22 protein-coding genes are annotated in these 21,134 nt (G+C 41.6%); 1 reads left to right on the forward strand and 21 read right to left on the reverse strand.

Features of this window, described 5'->3' with window-relative positions; all coding sequences use genetic code 11:
- Positions 1 to 128: 128 nt before the first annotated feature.
- The 18 genes from spoVT to metG form a co-directional block, all read right to left on the reverse strand.
- On the reverse strand, positions 129 to 665 hold the full coding sequence (spoVT, locus tag MKZ02_RS02320; RefSeq protein WP_120035815.1) for a stage V sporulation protein T: 537 nt from the start codon (positions 663 to 665) through the stop codon (positions 129 to 131).
- A 131-nt stretch (positions 666 to 796) separates the two neighbouring features.
- Entirely contained in the window at positions 797 to 4,312 is a 3,516-nt protein-coding gene (mfd, locus tag MKZ02_RS02325; protein WP_340851634.1) for a transcription-repair coupling factor, read from the reverse strand.
- A gap of 111 nt (positions 4,313 to 4,423) precedes the next feature.
- Positions 4,424 to 4,654: an anti-sigma-F factor Fin family protein gene (locus MKZ02_RS02330; protein ID WP_120035813.1), complete on the reverse strand. Its 231-nt coding sequence runs from the start codon at positions 4,652 to 4,654 to the stop codon at positions 4,424 to 4,426.
- A 71-nt stretch (positions 4,655 to 4,725) separates the two neighbouring features.
- On the reverse strand, positions 4,726 to 5,292 hold the full coding sequence (pth, locus tag MKZ02_RS02335) for an aminoacyl-tRNA hydrolase (protein WP_120035812.1): 567 nt from the start codon (positions 5,290 to 5,292) through the stop codon (positions 4,726 to 4,728).
- 150 nt (positions 5,293 to 5,442) lie between these two features.
- Positions 5,443 to 6,069 (reverse strand): 50S ribosomal protein L25/general stress protein Ctc, encoded by a 627-nt coding sequence (locus tag MKZ02_RS02340; protein WP_120035811.1) that lies wholly within the window; start codon positions 6,067 to 6,069, stop codon positions 5,443 to 5,445.
- Between the two features lie 619 nt (positions 6,070 to 6,688).
- On the reverse strand, positions 6,689 to 7,648 hold the full coding sequence (locus MKZ02_RS02345) for a ribose-phosphate diphosphokinase (protein ID WP_120035810.1): 960 nt from the start codon (positions 7,646 to 7,648) through the stop codon (positions 6,689 to 6,691).
- A 16-nt stretch (positions 7,649 to 7,664) separates the two neighbouring features.
- A complete protein-coding gene (gene glmU, locus MKZ02_RS02350) occupies positions 7,665 to 9,038 on the reverse strand; it encodes a bifunctional UDP-N-acetylglucosamine diphosphorylase/glucosamine-1-phosphate N-acetyltransferase GlmU (RefSeq protein WP_120035809.1) in 1,374 nt (457 codons plus the stop codon).
- A 222-nt stretch (positions 9,039 to 9,260) separates the two neighbouring features.
- On the reverse strand, positions 9,261 to 9,554 hold the full coding sequence (gene spoVG / locus MKZ02_RS02355; protein ID WP_041101893.1) for a septation regulator SpoVG: 294 nt from the start codon (positions 9,552 to 9,554) through the stop codon (positions 9,261 to 9,263).
- Between the two features lie 245 nt (positions 9,555 to 9,799).
- On the reverse strand, positions 9,800 to 10,174 hold the full coding sequence (gene ridA / locus MKZ02_RS02360) for a 2-iminobutanoate/2-iminopropanoate deaminase (protein WP_120035808.1): 375 nt from the start codon (positions 10,172 to 10,174) through the stop codon (positions 9,800 to 9,802).
- Positions 10,175 to 10,186: 12 nt separating this feature from the next.
- A complete protein-coding gene (gene purR, locus MKZ02_RS02365) occupies positions 10,187 to 11,020 on the reverse strand; it encodes a pur operon repressor (protein ID WP_120035807.1) in 834 nt (277 codons plus the stop codon).
- A gap of 67 nt (positions 11,021 to 11,087) precedes the next feature.
- Entirely contained in the window at positions 11,088 to 11,957 is an 870-nt protein-coding gene (gene ispE, locus MKZ02_RS02370; protein WP_120035806.1) for a 4-(cytidine 5'-diphospho)-2-C-methyl-D-erythritol kinase, read from the reverse strand.
- A 163-nt stretch (positions 11,958 to 12,120) separates the two neighbouring features.
- Positions 12,121 to 12,297: a small, acid-soluble spore protein, alpha/beta type gene (locus tag MKZ02_RS02375; protein ID WP_039234758.1), complete on the reverse strand. Its 177-nt coding sequence runs from the start codon at positions 12,295 to 12,297 to the stop codon at positions 12,121 to 12,123.
- 350 nt (positions 12,298 to 12,647) lie between these two features.
- Positions 12,648 to 12,902 (reverse strand): biofilm formation stimulator Veg, encoded by a 255-nt coding sequence (gene veg / locus MKZ02_RS02380; RefSeq protein WP_049666021.1) that lies wholly within the window; start codon positions 12,900 to 12,902, stop codon positions 12,648 to 12,650.
- Positions 12,903 to 13,086: 184 nt separating this feature from the next.
- Positions 13,087 to 13,965 (reverse strand): sporulation peptidase YabG, encoded by an 879-nt coding sequence (gene yabG, locus MKZ02_RS02385; RefSeq protein WP_120035805.1) that lies wholly within the window; start codon positions 13,963 to 13,965, stop codon positions 13,087 to 13,089.
- Positions 13,966 to 14,101: 136 nt separating this feature from the next.
- Complete coding sequence (rsmA, locus tag MKZ02_RS02390) at positions 14,102 to 14,977, reverse strand: 16S rRNA (adenine(1518)-N(6)/adenine(1519)-N(6))-dimethyltransferase RsmA (protein WP_120035804.1); 876 nt, start codon at positions 14,975 to 14,977, stop codon at positions 14,102 to 14,104.
- A complete protein-coding gene (gene rnmV, locus MKZ02_RS02395; protein WP_120035803.1) occupies positions 14,974 to 15,531 on the reverse strand; it encodes a ribonuclease M5 in 558 nt (185 codons plus the stop codon). The genes rsmA and rnmV overlap by 4 nt, the downstream gene beginning before the upstream one ends.
- Positions 15,532 to 15,539: 8 nt before the next feature.
- Entirely contained in the window at positions 15,540 to 16,310 is a 771-nt protein-coding gene (locus MKZ02_RS02400; protein WP_120035802.1) for a TatD family hydrolase, read from the reverse strand.
- Between the two features lie 89 nt (positions 16,311 to 16,399).
- On the reverse strand, positions 16,400 to 18,394 hold the full coding sequence (gene metG, locus MKZ02_RS02405) for a methionine--tRNA ligase (protein ID WP_340851656.1): 1,995 nt from the start codon (positions 18,392 to 18,394) through the stop codon (positions 16,400 to 16,402).
- A gap of 435 nt (positions 18,395 to 18,829) precedes the next feature.
- Here metG and MKZ02_RS02410 point away from each other — a divergent pair, with 435 nt between their 5' ends.
- The gene (locus MKZ02_RS02410; protein ID WP_049666009.1) at positions 18,830 to 19,114 is read left to right on the forward strand and encodes an AbrB/MazE/SpoVT family DNA-binding domain-containing protein; all 285 of its coding nucleotides are present in this window, start codon (positions 18,830 to 18,832) and stop codon (positions 19,112 to 19,114) included.
- Between the two features lie 90 nt (positions 19,115 to 19,204).
- Here the strand turns inward: MKZ02_RS02410 and rsmI are convergent, their stop codons facing one another.
- From rsmI to MKZ02_RS02425, 3 genes are read right to left on the reverse strand one after another with little or no spacing between them, the layout of a single operon-like run.
- Complete coding sequence (gene rsmI / locus MKZ02_RS02415; protein ID WP_120038035.1) at positions 19,205 to 20,077, reverse strand: 16S rRNA (cytidine(1402)-2'-O)-methyltransferase; 873 nt, start codon at positions 20,075 to 20,077, stop codon at positions 19,205 to 19,207.
- Positions 20,070 to 20,345 carry a GIY-YIG nuclease family protein gene (locus tag MKZ02_RS02420; RefSeq protein ID WP_120035800.1) on the reverse strand — a complete coding sequence of 92 codons (276 nt, stop codon included), beginning with the start codon at positions 20,343 to 20,345 and terminating at the stop codon, positions 20,070 to 20,072. Before MKZ02_RS02420 ends, rsmI begins: the two co-directional genes overlap by 8 nt.
- Positions 20,329 to 21,075: a tRNA1(Val) (adenine(37)-N6)-methyltransferase gene (locus MKZ02_RS02425; protein WP_120035799.1), complete on the reverse strand. Its 747-nt coding sequence runs from the start codon at positions 21,073 to 21,075 to the stop codon at positions 20,329 to 20,331. Before MKZ02_RS02425 ends, MKZ02_RS02420 begins: the two co-directional genes overlap by 17 nt.
- Between the last annotated feature and the right edge of the window lie 59 nt (positions 21,076 to 21,134).

Consider the following 21,134-nt stretch of genomic DNA (forward strand, 5'->3'; position numbering starts at 1 on the left):
CTTCCAACTTAATATATTTGCATAGAAAAGCGCAAGAAATTTAATAAAAAGTCCCTCTTCATCTATATACAAACAAATGTTTGATCCATCAAAAAAGGAAGCAGTTTTGCCTCTGCTTCCTTGTCTGATTAGCTTTCCATTTGTTTAGCTAAAAAGCTGGCGGCGGTTTCTGCTGATTTTCTCTCCACTTCTCCTATGGAGCGTTCATCAGAGAAAATGACAACTACACCGATTGGATCGCCACCTGCCACAATAGGGGCTAGCGTATAGGATTGCACCTTTTCTTCACGGCCATCCACGAATGAGATCTTTGATTGTGGGTGATGTAAAACACTCTGCCGGTCATCCATCGCTTTTTCAATGACTTCCCCAATACTTTTATTAACGTACTCTTTCTTAGATACTCCGGCAGAAGCAATAATGGCATCGCGGTCACAAATCAAGACAGCCGTGTTTAAACTGTCATTCAATGCCTCTGCATACTCGTCAGCAAAGTCTCCTAACTCGCTAATCGGGGAATATTTTTTTAAAATGACTTCTCCATCACGATCGACAAAAATCTCTAATGGATCTCCTTCTCTAATTCTTAACGTACGGCGGATTTCCTTTGGAATGACAACCCGACCTAAATCGTCAATTCGACGAACGATACCAGTTGCTTTCATCTCATGTTGCCTCACTTTCCTCAGATGATTAATTGACAATAGTTCAACGATGCAAGCTCGATGATATTGCCCCTGTGATTGTTATTATTTATCATCTGGGAAGTTCTATACATTTTGTTGTGTTTTTCCCTTTATTTTTTCGCCGTCTCCAAGTTCTTTATAATATCAAAGGCAATTTCGAACCATGTATTAGTGGCCATGTTCTTAATATCAATGGTGAGTTTGAGTTTGTTGTCCTCCATGCCCAGACCCACTGAACGGCCATGTTTATTACAGATATTGAACACTTTTGAGCCATCGATTTGTTTTGTTCCAGCTTCATTCATCAATATATATACCGACTCTTTTTCCTGCTTGATTAACTCCAATTGAGCAGCTATGGCATATACCTTCATCTCTGCTACCTTAAACAGATCTGCTACCTCATGTGGATAATCACCGAACCGGTCAACCATTTCCTCTTTAAGTTCTTCCACTTCTTCTAATGATTCTATACTTCTAAAACGCTTATACATCTCAATTTTCTGGCGGCTGTCTTTAATATACGTATCCGGAATGTAAGCATCAATAGAAATTTCTGCTTCAAACGAAGGGCCTGTTTCTTGTTTGTCCGTTCCTTGTTTTTGCTCGATTGCTTCCTTCAGCATTTGAGAATACAAGTCAAAACCGACAGAATCAATAAACCCATGCTGCTGAGAACCAAGCAGATTTCCTGCCCCGCGAATGGATAAGTCTCGCATGGCAATTTTAAAGCCAGAGCCCAACTCGGTAAATTCCTTGATCGCCTGCAAGCGCTTTTCTGCTTGTTCTGACAATACCTTATCCTTGCGATACATAAAATAAGCGTAGGCTACTCGGTTAGAACGTCCGACACGGCCACGGATTTGATAAAGCTGGGACAAGCCCATCCGGTCGGCATCGTGGACAATGAGTGTATTTACATTTGGAATATCGACACCCGTTTCGATGATCGTTGTCGTGACAAGAACATCAAATTCTCCTTCCAGAAAGCCTAAGATCACATTTTCGAGCTCTCGTTCCGTCATTTGGCCATGGGCATAAGCAACTTTCGCATCCGGCACAAGCATGGCAATTTCGTCCGCTTTCCGCTCAATATCTTCTACACGGTTATACAGATAAAACACTTGTCCTTCACGGGCCAGTTCTCGTTCAATAGCTTCCCGAATTAAAGCCGGATTGAGTTCTGCCACATATGTTTGCACTGGAAAACGATTTTCCGGTGGCGTTTCAATAACAGATAAATCTCTTACACCGAGCATCGACATATGAAGAGTTCGCGGGATCGGAGTCGCCGTTAGCGTTAAAACGTCTATATTTGTTTTCAGCTGTTTAATTTTTTCTTTATGTGTTACCCCGAAACGCTGCTCTTCATCCACGATTAGCAACCCTAGATCGTTGTACTGAATATCTTTCGACAAAAGGCGATGGGTTCCAACAACAATATCTACCGTGCCATTTTTAAGGCCTTTAATCGTCTCTGTCTGTTGCTTTCTAGAACGAAAGCGACTTAACAATCCAATCTCTACAGGAAAGTCCCGAAAGCGCTCGCTCATTGTTTCAAAATGCTGCTGAGCAAGAATAGTGGTCGGCACAAGAAACGCTACTTGTTTTTCATCAGCAATCGCTTTGAAAGCTGCCCGAATCGCGACTTCCGTCTTTCCATAACCGACGTCTCCACACAATAAACGATCCATCGGCCGTTCTTTTTCCATATCTATTTTGATTTCATTAATAGAACGAACCTGGTCTTCCGTTTCTTCATATGGGAAAGCGGCTTCAAATTCTCGTTGCATTTCCCCATCAGGTGAGAATGCATACCCTTTAGCTGCTTCCCTTTCTGCATAAAGCTTGATCAGATCATCGGCAATATCCTGGACAGAAGATTGAACTTTACTTTTTACGCGCTTCCACTCACTGCCACCTAATTTATATACTTTAGGTTCTTTGCCTTCTGAACCTACATATTTTTGCACGAGTTCGATTTGTTCGACCGGAACATAAAGTTGGTCTGTTCCCTGGTATTTAATATTTAAGTAGTCTTTGTGCACTCCTTTAATTTGGAGCGTTTCAATTCCTAAATATTTCCCAATCCCATGGTTCACATGCACCACGTAATCGCCCGGCTTCAATTCAGAATAGCTCTTAATTCTCTCTGCATTAGACAGTTTCTGTCGTCGCTTGCTTCTTTTTGGCTTCTTATTGAAAAGCTCCTGTTCTGTAATAACCGCTAGATGCAGGGCAGGAAATTCAAATCCTGCTGTCAAAGAGCCTCGAGCGACTTGTACCACTCGTTCGATAATATTATTTTTTTCTAGTGAACTAGTGGCTTCAATCTCATAATCTGCTAGAACTCGCTGAATTTTAGCTATTCGCTCTTCGCTTTCACCGAGAAATACAACTGTCATGCCAAGCTTTCTCCACCGTTCCACCTCTGCATGAAGCACGTTCATCTGCCCGTGAAAATCTTGCATTGGCCGTGAAGAGAAATTCACAATGTTTTCGGGTCTCGTATGAGCGACCTGACGCAAAAACAGCGCAAGGTAAATGATGGGCTGTCGGATAGCTGATAGTGTCTCTGTAAAATGATAGGAGAGCTTAATATCATGAATAATTTTCCCCTCTTCGAGCAAGGCAACATACCATTCAGCTTCCTCCTGCTGCAAAGAATCATTCATTTCATTGATCCGACTGATTTCATCAAAAAAGACAAGGCCATTCTCCGGTAAATAGTCCGTTAAATTCATTGGGTTCTCATACAGTAAAGCTGTATATTTGGATAACCCGTCTATTGCTATCCCTTGCTTTAGTCGATCGATCTCGAAGCTGATATTTTCTTTCATCAACTGTTTCGTTTCAGCCTTCTTTACCTTCTTTAGTGAGTCTTGTAAAGCTTCCTCCAGCCGCCGCGATAGGATGACGAGCTGCTCAGAAGAACAAGGTGTTTCTGTTACTGGACTGATTTCAATAGCAGACTTATTTTCAATAGAACGCTGATTCTCCATGGAGAAGGTACGAATCGAATCTACCTCTGTATCAAATAGTTCGATTCGCACAGGATGTTCGATTGTTAACGGATAAATATCGATAATGCCACCACGTAAGCTGAATTCCCCCGGAGCATACACCATATCTGTACGTTGATAGCCCATTTGCACAAACTGATGAATCATATTGTCTAGATCGATTTCTTCTCCAACTTTAATGGTTTTTTGCAAGCCAGCCCATACTTCTTTAGGCGGAAGCAGCTTTCGCAATCCGGCAACAGGAACGATATAAATCCCCTTTGCCTCATGGACCATATGATTCAGCACTTCAATCCGCTGGGCACGCAATTCAGGGCTGGCCACGCTAATTTCTGCTGCTATTAACTCATTAGCCGCGTATAAATACACTTCTTGATCGTCTACAAATTGCAGCAAATCATCATATAACTTTTGAGCTTGCAGTAAGTTGTATGTTACTACAATGATCGGCTTGCTTGTTTTTTCATAGGCAGCCGAAATAAAAAGGGCTCTTGATGATCCCGAAAGACCTGCGGCCAGTTGCTCCTTCAGCCCTCCTGTTACCCCATCAAAAATAGATTGAATATCATTATTTTGTAAGAGAATTTTCTGTAAACTATTCACACTTTCTTCCTCCCCTTAAATGGACGCTTTGCTGTCCGTTCAGCCAAGGCTGTCTGTGTATTGCCCTGGTGGAAAACAGAAAAATGCTTTGGATCGCTGTCCAAAGCTGCTTTAATGTATAAAATAATCGTATTGGTGAAAATCAGGGTTTCTTTGAAGAGACTCCTCACAATCTTCACATATTGTTGTTATTGTCACGTTACCTTCAGAATCGTATTGAACCATCTCTATTCTCTCGTCTTCCGTCAGTGCGTGAATGCCAAGCTGCCGGCTTGAAACAACTGGCTGTTTAAGACTCCCAACTGTCGTTCCGCAATGGCGGCAAACGTAATGAATGGCCATGTGCCTCCTCCTTTGCTGCTAACCTCTACTATGTAGTTAACGTTAGTATAGGCAAAGAAGAAAGCATTTATTCACGTTTGAATGTTATATTCGTTCATTACTTCAAGAAACGGCTTTTCCAACCATGCTTCTACTGCATCCGCACTCTTTGAAACAGCCTGTTTCATTTTTTCCTGCTCATCCTCCGTAAATTTGCCTAATACGTAATCAACCACCTTCATCGGAGGAACTGGGCGGTCAATCCCAATACGGATGCGATTAAAGTTTTGCGTACCAAGATGAGCAATAGTTGACTTTATTCCATTATGCCCGCCTGCACTGCCTTTTTGTCGAAGGCGGATACGGCCGGTTGGCAAGTCTAGATCATCATAAATCACAACAACATCCTCTGTTGCCACATCATAATAGCGCATAACCTCCCCGATGCTTTCTCCGGACAGGTTCATGTATGTAAGCGGCTTAAGCAAAATCGCTTTCTCTGTTCCCTTTCGCACAATCGTATAAACCCCTTTGTGCTTTGCCTCTGTGAGGGGGGAATTGAAACGTTCAGCTAACTCCTCAATCACATCAAAACCGATATTATGCCTCGTACCTGCATATTTTGCCCCCGGATTGCCGAGACCAACAACTAGCTTCATGTTTTGCACCTCAAATTTTTCTTCAATAAATTAATTTAAGTATAACGCACATGCATAAGAAATTATACGCCTAATTCTATTCCATCACTTCTTTCTCCCATAAAAAAGAGGCCGGCTCCAGTAAAAACTGGGCTGGCCTCTTTAATTATATTATTCTTGCGCTGTATTTGTTTCTGCCTCTCTGCCTTCTTCTGCTGCTTCAGGATTGCTATCCTCGGCGGCTTCCTCCACACGCGGAGCAAGAATAGATACAACGACCTCATCATCTTCATGATTAATGATAAACGGATGATTACCACGGATTTCTCCAACAGACAAACTATCACCGATGTTTAAGTGGGAAACATCGACTGTAAGATTTTCAGGGAATTCACTAACTTTGGCTGTCACTGAAAGCTCAAATAGCGGTTGTTGGACAACTCCGCCTTCTTTCGCTCCAGCTGCTTCTCCCTCTAAATCTACCCGGACATTTGAAGTGATCTCGGATGATAAATCTACCGCAAGGAAGTCCGCATGGACAATGTAATTTTTAATGGGATCTTGTTGATAGTCATGCAGAATAACGTTATGTTCTTTTCCATCCACTGCTAAAGAAATCACACCATTGCGGCCAACTTCTTTAATGACTTTAATGAAATCTCCTTCATTGACGAAGACGGATTCTGCTTCCATATCTTTTCCATAAACGACAGCAGGGAAATTTCCTTCCTCACGAAGCTCAGTTTTAGCAGAACGTTGAAATTCTTGACGCTTTTTTGCTTCAAGTACTGAATTCATTAGAGAAACTCACCTTCCTGTATTATGATCTCTGTTTAAAATTTTTGTCCTAAATCATCTATTCCCTGATTTCGTCATACTTAAACATAAAAGGGCAGAATGACTTCTTTTTATCTCTGAATGAAAGACCCGCCGACTTGCTCATAGTCACTTTATAGCAACCAGTGTCTGCCTGCCTAAATAAAAAAGCCCTTCCCTCTAAAACTGAAAAAACAGCTTTTTGGGAAAAGGCTATTTTATTAAGGGGCTGGCGGTTTGGAAAATCTCGCTCGAGCTAAGAGTGACTCTAACAGAAATCCCTCCAACCTTCTATCACGCGAATTGAGCACCTTCTGTTTTTCTTTGCTCAACTGCGCCTCCTTGGGACCCAAGGTCATAAGCTAAGCCGCCCAGAAGGTTAAAGAACAACCTTCCAGACGGCTTGACCTATGCTTGTCGTCGCTAATCGAGCGCCTTCCGCTTTTCTATTGTCCAGCTGGAGGCGCTTAGCGGCTAGTTGACTCCCTGCCCTTTCTTGCGATAAATCAACATCGAATCGCTAACGCTCTTCGTGTTTCCTTTATCTCATGCAGAACCGTCCAGTCCCTACGCCGCTGAACAAGCGCCCTCCGCTTTTCTATTAATCAAATAGAGTGCTGACAGATTGCTCTTCGTGAACGCGAATAATGGCTTCGCTGATCAATGGTGCAATCGATAGCTCTACAATTTTATCAGTCTTCTTCTCTTCAGGCAGGGCAATGGAGTTAGTAATAACCAGTTCTTTAATGTTAGAGTTTTGAATGCGCTCGATCGCTGGACCTGAAAGTACAGGATGCGTACAAGAAGCGTATACTTCTTTTGCTCCATTTTCGATAAGAGCATTTGCTGCAAGTGTAATTGTGCCAGCTGTATCGATGATATCATCGATCAAGATGGCAATCTTTCCATCAATGTTACCAACAATATTCATCACTTCAGCTACGTTTGGTCTTGGGCGACGCTTATCGATAATAGCAATCGGTGCTTTTAAGCGATCAGCCATTTTACGTGCGCGTGTTACTCCGCCATGATCTGGAGAAACAATAACGACATCATCTCCGCTGAAGTTCTTTCCTTTAAAGTAATCAGATAAGATTGGTACACCCATTAGATGATCGATTGGTATATCAAAGAATCCTTGAATTTGCGGTGCATGTAGATCAAGCGTAATCACGCGAGTAGCTCCAGCCGTTTCAAGTAAGTTTGCTACCAACTTAGCTGTGATTGGCTCACGAGCGCGGGCTTTGCGGTCCTGACGTGCATAACCATAGTAAGGAATGACAATATTAATCGTTTTAGCAGAGGCTCTTTTTAGAGCATCAATCATAATGAGTAATTCCATTAGATTTTCATTGACCGGTGCGCTTGTTGATTGAACAACGTATACGTCACAGCCGCGAATACTCTCTTCAATATTAATTTGTATCTCTCCGTCACTAAAACGCTTCACGGAGCATTTCCCTAATTCTACGCCGATCGTTTCAGCAATTTCTTCAGCAAGTTTGCGGTTAGAATTAAGAGAAAAGATTTTCAACTTCGGATCTAAATACTGATTATGCATGGGTGGACCTCCGCCTTTATTTTTTAAGATTTAATTTTTCTACATAATTTTCTTTGTTTACTTGACGGGCACGAGCAATAGATAAAGCTTCACCAGGTACGTCGTTTGTAATCGTAGAGCCTGCTGCTACATATGCTCCCTTGCCTACTGTAACTGGGGCTACAAGATTAGAATTGCAGCCGATGAATGCATCATCTTCAATCTTTGTTAAAAACTTATTTTTTCCATCATAGTTAACTGTAATGGAACCACAGCCGATGTTTACTCCGCTTCCTACTTCCGCGTCCCCGATATAACTTAAATGGGAAGCTTTGCTGCCTTTGCCAAAGACAGTTTTTTTAATTTCAACAAAATTACCGATCTTTGCTTCATCACTGATTTGAGAAGCCGGGCGAATGTGTGCAAATGGCCCAATAGCCACGCGAGAACCAATTTCACTATCGGCCGCTACAGAATGGCGAACAACAGTATGATCTCCGACTTGGCAATTAGTGATTTCACTATTTGGTCCAATTTCACAGTCAGCACCGATCACTGTATTTCCCGATAAGACGGTTCCAGGGTAAAGCACTGTATCCGAACCGATGACAACATCCGGACCGATAAATGTGTTTTCTGGACTGATGAGCGTGACACCATTGCGCATATGCTGCTCATTAATACGTTCACGCATAATCTTCTCTGCCTGACTTAAAGCCACGCGATCATTTACACCTAATGTTTCATTAAAATCCTCTGTTTGATAAGCTGCTACTTTTTCTCCAGCTTTCTTAAGAATTTCAATTACATCTGGCAAATAGTATTCACCTTGAGCATTATCATTCGATACTTTTTTCAACGTATCAAATAGATAGCGGTTATCGAAGCAATAAGTGCCTGTATTGATTTCCTTTACTTGCCGTTCTTCGTCTGTTGCATCTTTATGCTCAACGATCTTCTCGACCATTCCTTGCTCGTTTCGAATGATCCGTCCATAGCCGTCTGGCTGCTCTGTATAAGCTGTTAAAATTGTTGCCTTCGCCTGCTGTTCTGTATGATAATGAACAAGCTGCTCCATAGTAGAAGACTTAATAAGTGGTGTATCACCGCAAACAACGAGTGTGCAGCCCTCTTCTTCTCCAAGAATAGCTTCTGCCTGCATGACTGCATGAGCAGTACCAAGCTGCTCTTCCTGCAAAGCAAATTCACTCTTTTCACCAAGATAGCCTTTTACTTTTTCTGCTCCATGGCCAACAATTGTAACAATTTTATTTGTATGTAAATCAGATATTTGATCAATCACATGCTCTACCATCGGTTTACCACAGACAGGGTGAAGCACTTTATAAAGCTTAGACTTCATCCGTGTGCCTTTTCCTGCCGCAAGAATGACAGCATAAATATTCGTCATTGAGGGTCCCCCTATAACTTTTTATCCTTATTGACTATATCTTAAAAGGGCTCTTATTTCAAGACAGCTTAAAAAACGACAAATTTTTGTCAATGAATATTCGGATTTTTAAAGGAATGTAAGAAAGAAGATGCCAAAAGGGAAATATGAGTGGAAATGGAGGTGTTTTTTTCAATGAAAAAAGAGCCATACATTTGAAGTAGGCTCTTGTTGCATGTAAATTTATGAAGCTCCTGCTTCTTCTAATTCCACTTCTTCCAATTCTCCCAGACGGTGATACTCAGCTAAAACAGCATCTTGGATTTTACCGCGTGTGTTGGAGTTGATTGGATGGGCAATATCACGAAACTCGCCATCTGGCGTACGTTTGCTTGGCATAGCAACAAACAAACCATTGTTGCCGTCAATTACACGGATATCATGAATAACAAATTCATTGTCCAACGTAATTGATGCAATCGCTCTCATGCGGCCATCCGTATTTACGCGTCTTAGTCTCACATCAGTTACTTCCACTCTGTTCACCCCTTTTTCCCCTATATAAAAAGCTTAAACTAACTATTCAATAATATTTCAAATATTCCTTCTTTTTTTTGAAAAAATTTTACTTTATTTTGTATAAAAAAACACCCGTGATGATTTCACGAGTGTTTCGAAACGGAAAAAACTGATTTTAGAGATGGATATGCCAGTCAAAACCACCATTTCTACCAATCAACATGCTGGCGAAGAAAAGCGTTTCCAACTCTTGGTTACTCGTATTATTTTACGAGGGCAATTACTTCAATTTCGACTTTCACATCTTTAGGCAGCCTTGCCACTTCCACGCAGGAACGGGCTGGTTTATGTTCACCAAAGTATTGGCTGTACACGTCATTCACTGCCCCGAATTCTTCCATGTCAGCGATGAAGACTGTAGCCTTCACGACTGTATCCAAGGAAGCTCCAGCTTCAGCTAAAACAGCCTGAAGATTTTTAAATACTTGATGAGTTTGCTCGGTTACATCTCCATTTACTAATTCCCCTGCAGGTGTTAATGGGATTTGACCAGAACTATAAAACATGTTATTTACAATAATCCCCTGAGAATATGGGCCAATGGCCGCTGGTGCTTGATTTGTCGCTACTACTTTCATTTTAACCTCTCCTTATGAAAACTGTATGTTTTTGGAAAAATAATTTCCTTCTACTACAGAAATAGCAGACGTGCGAACATTTACATCTTGCAGCTTAACAAGTGATATGTAATCCTCTACGAGTCTTTCCTCGTCATGTTCTGCTTCAACGAGGACAGCAATTCCTGCTACAGAAGCATTAAACTCTGCTAACAGACTGATCATTCCATTTATCGTCCCGCCAGCCTTCATAAAATCATCTACAAGCAACACCTTGGATCCTTCTTTCAAACTGCGCTTTGCGAGCACCATCGTTTGTATGCGCTTTGTAGAACCCGATACATAATTAATGCTGACAGTCGGGCCCTCTGTTACTTTGCTGTCCCGACGAACGACAACAACCGGAACATTCAAATGTGAGGCAATGGCATGGGCGATGGGAATGCCTTTTGTTGCTACTGTCATGATGGCATCAATCTCCATGCCTGCATAAGCAGAGGCAAGAAGTTTGCCGACTTGATGAATAACTTGCGGATGACCAAGCAGGTCCATCATGTATAAATAGCCGCCAGGAAGAAGTCTCTCGGGGCTTTCAATTTGTTCGCAAAGATTTGCGATAAATTTTCGTGCTTCTATCTCACTAACTTTTGAGAAATATTTAACCCCACCAGCAGCTCCCGGAATGGTTTGAAGAGAGCCAATGCCGCGCTGTTCAAACGTTTCCTTCACAATAGACAAGTCTTCACTAATAGATGATTTTGCCGATCCGTACCGTTCGGCAAAAAAAGTAAGTGAAACAAGCTGCTGTGGATGCTCCAGTAAATAATGTGTCATGTCAATTAACCGTTCACTTCGACGAAACTTCATGTTCTGTTCGACCCTCCTAAGGAGTAAATCCGAATATTTAATTTTAAATATATCTTAACATACGGGTTCAATCAACAGGAATCCCTTCTCCTAGCATTCTGACTGCGTATACCTGGTCGCAAAAGCCTCTTAAGCCGTTGCAAACCCGGTGCATTCTAGAATCATGCTGCATTAGTCCAAAAACGGTTGGTCCGCTTCCACTCATCAGCACAGCATCTGCTCCAAATCGTTCCATCTGTTCTTTAATTTGAGCCACTTCCGGATAGAGCTTTAATGTCACAGACTCCAGAACATTGCCAAGATGAGCGCACATTTTATGATAATCCTTCGTTTCAATGGCAGACATCATTGCCTGTGTATTAGGATGCCGCAAGCCGTCAATCTTTAAATTTTTGTACACTTCAGCTGTGGACACACCGATTGTCGGTTTAGCAAGAACCACCCAGCAATTCGGGGGAGCTGGAAGGTGCTGTATTTTTTCTCCCCGTCCCTTGGCTAAAGCGGTGCCGCCGTATACACAAAAAGAAACATCGGAACCAATCTCCGCTCCGAGAGTCGCTAGTTCGTCTAGACTTAACCCTAGATCCCATAGCTTGTTTAGCCCCTTCAATGTAGCAGCGGCGTCACTGCTGCCGCCTGCTAGACCAGCAGCTACCGGGATCACCTTTTCAATGCCAATCGCTACACCTGAACGAATGCCGTACCTTTCTTTAAGCAGCATCGCTGCCTGGTAAGCTAAGTTACGTTTATCATCCGGAACAAAACGGTTATGGGATATAATTTTAATTTCATCTTTTGCGAGTGGTTCCAATTCAATTCGGTCTGCCAGATCTACTGTTGTCATGATCATCTCTACCTCATGATATCCATCCGCACGTTTATGTAGCACATCGAGCGTTAAATTAATCTTCGCCGGTGCTTTCATCATTATTTTCACAATAGGCCACCTACTTTGTGCACATTACAGTTTAGCTTATTTTATCATAAAGTCGATTAGGAGTTGTAAATATGATGTGTGATGGAGCAATTTTCTATGTAAAAAAGGATCGGGGTTTCCCCGATCCCTTAGCGGCTTTTTAATTAGAAGTTAGCTAAAAGTGTCAGCGCTTGTTGACGAGCTGGTTTTCTGCCAGTTCAATTGCTCGTTTGACCATGTTACCCGCGTCACGGGCTGTAATTCCGCCCCAGCCTTCCCGTTGAACAGTGTCATAAAACCCTAACTCCTTCGCAAGCTCTTCTTTCAATTGGTCAGACATAATTCCTCTTCTTCTGCCCATTAGTTGCCCTCCTTTTGCCGCCATTTATAGCTTAACCAGCCTATTTAAAACGATTAGCGGAAAATGAAGGGAAGCCTTCAAAAGCAGAGAGCGCTCGTTTAGCACGATAGGCAGTTGGAGGGCTGACTGAAAGAGCCCGTTCTTTGGCTCTGCAGACAGGCCGAAACTGCCGTACGTGTTAGCGCTTGGAGCTGGACAGCATCAAAAGCAGAGAGCGCTCGTTTGGCCTCTATGAAATACTATTTATTAAAAAGTTTGCTTTTCTTTTGGTCGGGGAAAAGTTAAGTGTCTCCCAGGTGACTAACTTTAAACCAATAAAAAAGCAGTAAACAATATTGTTTACTGCAAAATTAAACGGCGCTTCCTGCTGCGTCTTCAAACGTTAATTCTACTGTTTCTGTTAACACATCTGCATAGCTGTACGATACTCTTTCAAATGCGTTTTCATCTTGATCCAATTCTACAACAAAGACTGCTTGATATGTTTCAGCTAGAACCCCAGATCGCTCAATAGTTTTACGGCGTCCCCCGTTCGCTTTCAACAAGAGTCTTTTTCCTAAATTTGAATCAAGGGATTTTTTAATGTCGGCTAATGTTTTTGGCATCCGCTTCCACCTCACTATTTTTATAATAACATGATTTAAATAGCAAGTCAAATAAATAAAATATTTTATCAACCCGCGCCCCCTTTTGTCAACGTTTTTTATTTTACAAAAACCTGCTTTTTTCATCATATTTTTAGCGTTCCCAATAATCCAATAACCATGACAAAATTGTTTTTCGCCTTCTTTATTCTTCCTCAGACTGGTTAAACGGCATGCCAATGCGGAGCACTCCTTTTGTTTCAACTCCCCCCAACCCTTTATTACCTGTCAGTGTATTTCTCAACACTTCTCTGACATCGACAAGCTCATTGAAAGGTGTAAAGCCAATTTTAGAGGAGATGTAGACCGGATCCAGTGCATGAATATTTACACGGAAGGGAGAACTAGCAAAGTTGGCTCCTGCCCGTATTAAAGATTCAAAATGTGACTGGCACGCTCCAGCAAAAATAACCAATTGATCTAAGTGAGGGACTTTCTTTCTCGCCAATCGAACCGTTTGTACAAAATATTTTGAATGTCGGTAGGCCTTTATATCTGATTTGCTTCCTTTCGTTTTTGAATATGAATCATGCCCCGTTATGACTAAGATATCGGGGCGATATTCGTCGATTAATGCTGAGATTTTTTTGGGCATTTCTTCTTCCAGACAGTGTATGCCATAAACCGGAAGACCGATTTTTTCATAAGCGGCCAAGCATTTTTTTAAATAATTGGGGTCACCATCCATGTGTAGTACTCTGCCTGGTATTTGAAAAACATCATTTTCATTCCGATAACAATCTGTTGCCCTGTACTCCTGCTTTTCTTTAATTAATTCTAGCTCTTGTCTAAATAGGTGCAGCGACTGCTCTTCTCGCATTCTCGTAGCGCGTGTCATTCTTTTTTGTTCATCAGGGTCTACTTCTAACAAATCGGAGAACGGGGCGTCTGCAATCAGCCGATAATCTTCTCCTGACAAAATAGCTATTTTGCCTTCTTCCGTATCTTTGATTTCCATTACTCTAAACAAAATGTCGTTCCCATAAGACGGGCGGCTGACAATAGAATTAATACGAATCACCATGTGATCATCCCCGTTAATTTTTACTCTTCCGATTATCTTATGCAGGAAATGCCCAATTGGGGAATGTACTTCTATATTTATGAAAGAAAAACTCTCAAAGTAAAATATCCGCCTGCAAATTGAGGCGGATACTCTGTTAACAAAAAACTGGGCAAAGGGCATTGGCGAGCCGAGCAAACTCCTCTAGGGAAAGAGACTCTCCTCTTCTAGAAGGCTCGATTTCTGCTTGGCTAAGCGCCTCTATAATCTGGTCTTTCTTTTCTTTCCCTGCAGGCAGCTGGTTTGTTAGATTATTTAAGATTGTTTTTCGTCGCTGGGCAAAAGAAGCACGTGTCACTGTAAAGAAAAATTCTTCGTTAATTACTTCTACAGCCGGCTGCTCTCGTCTCAGCAATTTAATAACAGCAGAATCAACGTTCGGTTGCGGCATAAAGACCGTTTTAGGCACAATAAAAGCTGTTTCTGCTTCCATATAATATTGAATGGCAATTGACAGAGAACCGTAGTCTTTCGTACCAGGCTTGGCTGAGATACGATCGGCTACCTCTTTTTGAAGCATGACAACAATCCCCTTAAAAGGAACCTTGTCCTCAAGCAGCTTCATAATAATTGGCGTTGTCACATAGTAAGGCAAGTTTGCCACTACCATTAACTGTTCACAGCCTTCAAATTCCTGTCCAGCTATTTGAGCAACGTCTGCTTTTAGAACATCTTCGTGAATGACCTTTACATTGTCATAAGGAGAAAGCGTATCCGACAAAATGGGAAGAAGACGCTGATCAATTTCAAATGCAACCACTTTTCCTGCACTCCGGGCCAAATGTTCCGTTAAAGCACCAATTCCCGGACCGATTTCAATCGCTCCGGTCTCCTTTGTCAGCTCGGCTGTTTCCGTAATTCTGCGTAAAATATTCGGGTCAATTAAAAAATTCTGTCCTAAGCTTTTTTTGAAAGAAAAACCGTACTTTTCTAATATCTCTTTCGTTCGCGTAGGAGTAGCAATATCTTTCATGTCTTTTCCTCCTGCAACACTTCTTTTAAGGCACGGGCAAATTGTTCCCGTGTAATTTGGAACATGAGTAGCCGTTTGTACAGCTGCTTTCCATTCGTATAGCCAATTCGCAGCTTTTCACCAAGCTTCTGTCTTCTTTCCTTTGCTTGCGCTCCTCCAATTAATCCGGCATCGACCAAATCCTCTTTGGAAATTTGCTCTACTGCTTCTTTTTCAACAGTCTGGGCGTCTTTTAATGCTTTGCGGATTGCCTCGATAGAAGCATGCTCCACGCCGACACCTCTTCCTCTTTTCTCAATCGCTTCATGCTTCGGCAAAAAAGCATGCTTACAATCCGGCACACGTTCAGCAACAATATGTCTAATCCGTTCTCCTGGATAATCGGGATCTGTGAAGACGATCACGCCTCTTGTTTCTTGTGCTAATTTAATTCTCTCAATAACAGCTTCTGAAACGGCTGAGCCGTTTGTTTCAATCGTATCCGCATTTACCGCTCTCTTAATCGCTGTTGTGTCATCTTTTCCTTCTACTACGATGATTTCTTTTATTTTCATATGATCGATCACCGCTCAATAGAGAAAAGCTTATGGGCATTTTCAGTTGTTATGCGTGCGACTTCCTCGTAATCCATCCCTTTTAGCTCAGCAATTTGCTCTGCAACCAATTTTACATAAGCCGGTTCGTTCCGTTTGCCACGATAAGGATGAGGAGCGAGATATGGACAGTCCGTTTCGATGAGCAAATTATCAAGCGGAATATCAACCGCTACTTCTTTTGGCTTTTTAGCATTCTTAAATGTAACAGGGCCGCCAAGGGAAATATAAAAGTTCATCGCTACACATTCACGCGCGGTTTCTACACTGCCGCTAAAACAGTGCATAATCCCACCGACTTCCTCGGCTCCTTCTTCCTTCAAAATCTCAACGATGTCTTGTGTGGCTTCCCGATTGTGAATAATGATAGGAAGCTTTACTTTTTTAGCGAGCTGGATTTGCTTACGAAATACTTCTTTCTGAACATCCTTAGGCGACTTGTCCCAATGATAGTCAAGCCCCATTTCTCCTAAGGCTACGACTTTCGGATGTGCCGCCAGCTCTTCCAGCCAAGCAAGATCCTCTTCTTCCATGTCGATGGCGTCTACTGGATGCCATCCGACACTGGCATACAGAAATTCATATTTTTCAATAAGTTCAAGGGCTTTTTGAATCGTTGGACGGTCAAAACCAACAACGACCATGGTTTCTACTCCAGCTGCTCTAGCCCGCTCAATTACTTCTTCTATATCTTCATTATACTGTTCAGCATTTAAATGAACATGCGTATCGAATAGCACTCTTTTCATCCTTTCTAAAAGAAAAACATAGACGTTCCCGTCGAATAATCGTTCCACGTGAAACATTCTATGTTTTTCGATCGACTCATTTATTTAATCCGTGAACCGTTTGGCAAGCTTTCATCTACACTTACTAATGATAATACGCCATCAGCCTTACCAGCAAGAATCATGCCTTGTGACAGTTCTCCACGCAATTTAACAGGCTTTAAGTTAGCGACAACGATTACTTTGCGGCCGACCAACTCTTCTGGCTTGTAAAATTCAGCGATACCTGAAACGACCTGACGCTTTTCAAAACCGAGATCCAACTGCAGCTTTAACAATTTGTCAGCTTTTTTAACTGGTTCCGCTGCAATAACTGTTGCTGAACGCAGATCGACATTCATGAAATCATCAATTTTTATTTCCTCTGTTAACTCTACTTTCGGCTCTTCTTTTTTCTCAGGAGTCCCTTGCATTTTTTCTTTAATATAAGTGATTTCTTCCTCAATATCCAGACGAGGGAAGATTGGTTCTCCTTTTTTTACTACTGTCGTTCCTTCCGGTATTAGTCCAAATTGAGACAGACTATCCCATGATTGCAGTTTTTCATCCTGAATATTCAGCTGCTCAAAAATCTTCTTTGGCGTCTGTGTTAAAAATGGCTTCAAAAGAACAGCCATTCGGCGGAGCGATTCTGCTAAGTGTGCCATGACATCGCCAAGCTTATCTTTCTCTTCCTCTTTAGCAAGCACCCATGGCTGTGTTTCATCAATGTACTTATTCGTACGGCTAACGAGCTGCCAGAGAGCTGACAACGCAACGGAAAACTCCATTTTTTCCATCGCTTCTTCATACTGCTTGACTGTTTCCATGTTCAACTGTTGAAGCTGCTTGTCAAATTCCCCATTCGATCCTTTATATGTTGGAATGACACCGTCAAAGTATTTATTGATCATTGCAACAGTCCGGTTTAGCAAGTTGCCTAAATCGTTGGCTAGATCGTAATTAATCCGTTCAACAAAGCCTTCCGGTGTAAAGACGCCGTCTGAACCAAATGGTACTTCACGAAGTAAATAATAACGAAGGGCATCCAATCCATAACGGTCAATCAACGTAACGGGATCTACTACATTACCTTTTGACTTCGACATCTTCCCGTCTTTCATGAGCAGCCATCCATGAGCAAATACTTTTTTAGGAAGCGGCAAGTCAAGCGCCATCAGCATAATTGGCCAGTAAATCGTATGGAAACGGACAATCTCCTTGCCGACAAGATGGACATTAGCCGGCCAATATTTTTGATATCTCTCATCATGATCGGTGCCATAGCCAAGGGCTGTAATATAGTTAGAGAGCGCATCGATCCACACGTAAATAACATGCTTAGGATCACCCGGTACTTTAATGCCCCAATCAAACGTTGTACGTGAGACAGCCAAGTCCTCTAGTCCCGGTTTAATAAAATTGTTAATCATCTCATTTTTGCGGGATTCCGGTTGGATAAAGTCCGGGTTCTCTTCATAATATTCAAGCAGTCGGTCAGCATATTTGCTCATCTTAAAGAAATAAGACTGTTCTTTTACTTTCTCAACAGGGCGACCGCAGTCCGGGCAGTTGCCATTTTCCAACTGGCGCTCTGTAAAGAAAGATTCACAAGGTGTACAGTACCAGCCCTCATATTCGTCTAGATAAATATCCCCTTGATCTAATAACTGTTTAAAGATTTTTTCAACAATGTCCTTATGACGAGTTTGCGTTGTACGGATAAAATCATCATAAGAAATATCTAACTTGTCCCATAACTCTTGAATGCCAGAGACAATATTGTCGACATACTGCTGTGGAGTTACTCCTGTTTCTTCTGCTTTCCGTTGAATTTTTTGTCCGTGTTCATCGGTACCTGTTAAGTACATGACATCAAATCCGCGCAGTCTCTTATAACGCGCCATAGCGTCACCTGCTACCGTTGTATAAGCATGTCCAATATGGAGATTTCCACTCGGATAATAAATCGGTGTCGTTAGATAAAATGTGTTTTTTTGATCATTCATCTTGTACCCCTCCTTGAAACGCTGATTCTTATGTAGAAAAGCCCTCACCCGGCGGTTGAGAGCTTTCTTTTACATTCATGCCCCTAGCGGACAATTCATACTAAATTTTATTGACATTATGACTATTATACAAAAAAAATATACATAGGACGCCGTTAAAGAGCCACTTCTTTTATTTTCTCTTATTCCGTAGCAATTGTAAATATTAAACTCTCTTATCTCTTTGATTTTTAATGGATTCGACATCAATACTAGGTCATTCGACATTTTTTTTATTTCTCTTTTTCCAATTTGTTACTAATCTTTGAAAAACCTTAATATATCAGTATTTTAAGCGCTTTACATTCCCTGGTAAAATTACATTTTCTTGTTGACGATGTTGGGAATAGCTGGTATGATAAGATCATAAGTGAAAAATATGTCGAAAATTGACGATTAAACTTTATATTTTTTAAATAAACAAGTTTGGAAGGAGCAAAAAAAATGAAATCAACAGGTATTGTTCGTAAAGTTGACGAATTAGGACGGGTGGTTATTCCAATCGAACTTCGCCGCACATTAGGTATTGCGGAGAAAGATGCTCTAGAAATTTACGTAGATGATGATAAAATCATTCTTAAAAAATACAAACCTAGCATGACTTGTCACATTACAGGAGAAGTTTCTGATGACAATATCAAGCTTGCAGGCGGAAAATTAATTCTTAGCCGCGAAGGTGCAGAACAATTGATGAAAGAAATTTCCGAGTCATTTGCTTCTACAAAATAAAAACGAGCCAACGGGCTCGTTTTTATTTTGGCTCTTTTCTGGAAAATGGAAATCAATACCTCATAGCAACCAAATTTGTAAAAACTCCCTTTATTCTATGTGATAAGCCTGATACACATCCCGTTTTCCCATATTTCGATCAACAGCCGTCTGCTTAATAGCTTCTTTTGTAGAGAAATTTTTTTCGTTGATATAATAATGAACATGGTCAACGACAGAGTAAGAAGACCACCATTCTTCAGTTTCCTCTTCTTCTGCTTTTTCATTTCCTTCGACGATTAAACAAAATTCCCCAAGGATATCCTCTTCTTTTGACCAGACAATTGCCTCTGCTATCGTACCTCGCAAAAACTCTTCAAACTTCTTTGTCAATTCCCGGCACAATACAATTTTTCGGTCCTCTCCCAATATTTCAGCCATGAAAGCGAGTGTGTCCTTTAACCGGTGTGGGGATTCATACAGAATAAATGTGCTGCGTATTTTATTCAACTCGACTAACTGTGCTTTCTTTTCTTTTTTGTATCGGCTTAAAAAGCCATAGAAATAAAATGGCTGGGGAGCAAGTCCTGAAGCAATGAGAGCTGTTAGTGCGGCATTTGCTCCAGGCAGAGGAACTACCGTTAATCCCTCGGCTATAACAGCGGAAGTTAGCTCATAACCCGGATCTGAAATAGATGGCATTCCCGCATCGCTGACCAAGGCTACTTTTTCCCCCTGTCTGATGCGTTCGAGAAGCTGCTTTCCACTCGTTTCTTTGTTATGTTCATGATAGCTTGTTATCGGAGTAGCGATCTCAAAGTAATTACAGAGTTTTTTTGTATTGCGTGTATCTTCGGCAGCAATGACATCAGCTTCTTTCATGATTCGAATGGCCCGGAAAGTCATATCCTCTAAATTACCGATTGGTGTAGGAACGAGGTAAAGAGCTCCTTGCTCATCAATAAAACTTTTTTGCTTAACTATCATAGCGGCTGCCCTCCCTTTGCAAATAATTAATTTTTTGCTTTCGTGTCAGCTGTTTAAAGGCATATTCCGCCTGCATGGCTTCTGTTACTGTATGAAATTTTTCCCAATGAATCAGTCGCACCGGCCCTCTGCCTCGTGTATATTTTGCCCCTTTACCAGAGTTATGGGCCTTCAGTCTTTTCTCTAAGTCTGTCGTGTACCCTCCATAGAACGAATGATCCTTGCACTCCAACACGTAGAAAAAATGATCAGTGTTTTTCTCCATATAACATCTCTCTTACTTCTGCTGTATATTCACCCTGCTCATCATATACGAATAATGGCGACAATATTTTCAAATCAGGCGCCCCATCTTTCGTACCCTCGATGAGAACCGTATTGGCCTCTTTTCCCATTTTCGGATAAACAAAACGAAGTCGCTTAGGCTCTAGACGATATTTCCTCATCAACGTCACTAAATCCAATAACCTTCCCGGGCGATGAACGAACGCTGCTTTTCCACCTTGTTTCAAGAGCTCACTGCTTGAGCGGATACAATCCTCTAGTGTACAGTGAATTTCATGACGGGCAATGGCCAAATGTTCATTCATATTTAATTCTTTATGAGAGGGTGTGACAAAATAGGGAGGGTTACAGGTCACGACGCTGTGCTTTTCATATCCTAATTGTGCTGGTGCCTCTTTCAAATCTCCATGTACCATGGAGATTCTGTCTTCGAGACCATTGTATGCAATGCTGCGGACAGCCATATCATATAGCCGCTCTTGAATTTCTACACCGATGATTGGAACGCTTGTTTTCGCACTCATTAATAGTGGCACGACTCCATTTCCAGAACATAAATCAACAATGGAACCCTTCTTAGTTGGAAGATAGGCAAACCTCGCGAGAAGGACTGCATCAAGGGAAAAAGCAAAAACAGACGGACTTTGAATAATTCGCAGCTCCTCCGCCAATAAATAATCGAGCCTTTCATCATCCTTTAATAGTACCATTCTTTCTTTCCTCCTGTTTTTACAAAAAAGAAAGACTGTCCAGGCAGGCCCGACTGTCA

Source organism: Pseudobacillus sp. FSL P4-0506, from assembly GCF_038003025.1.
Taxonomy (GTDB): Bacteria; Bacillota; Bacilli; order Bacillales; family Domibacillaceae; genus Pseudobacillus.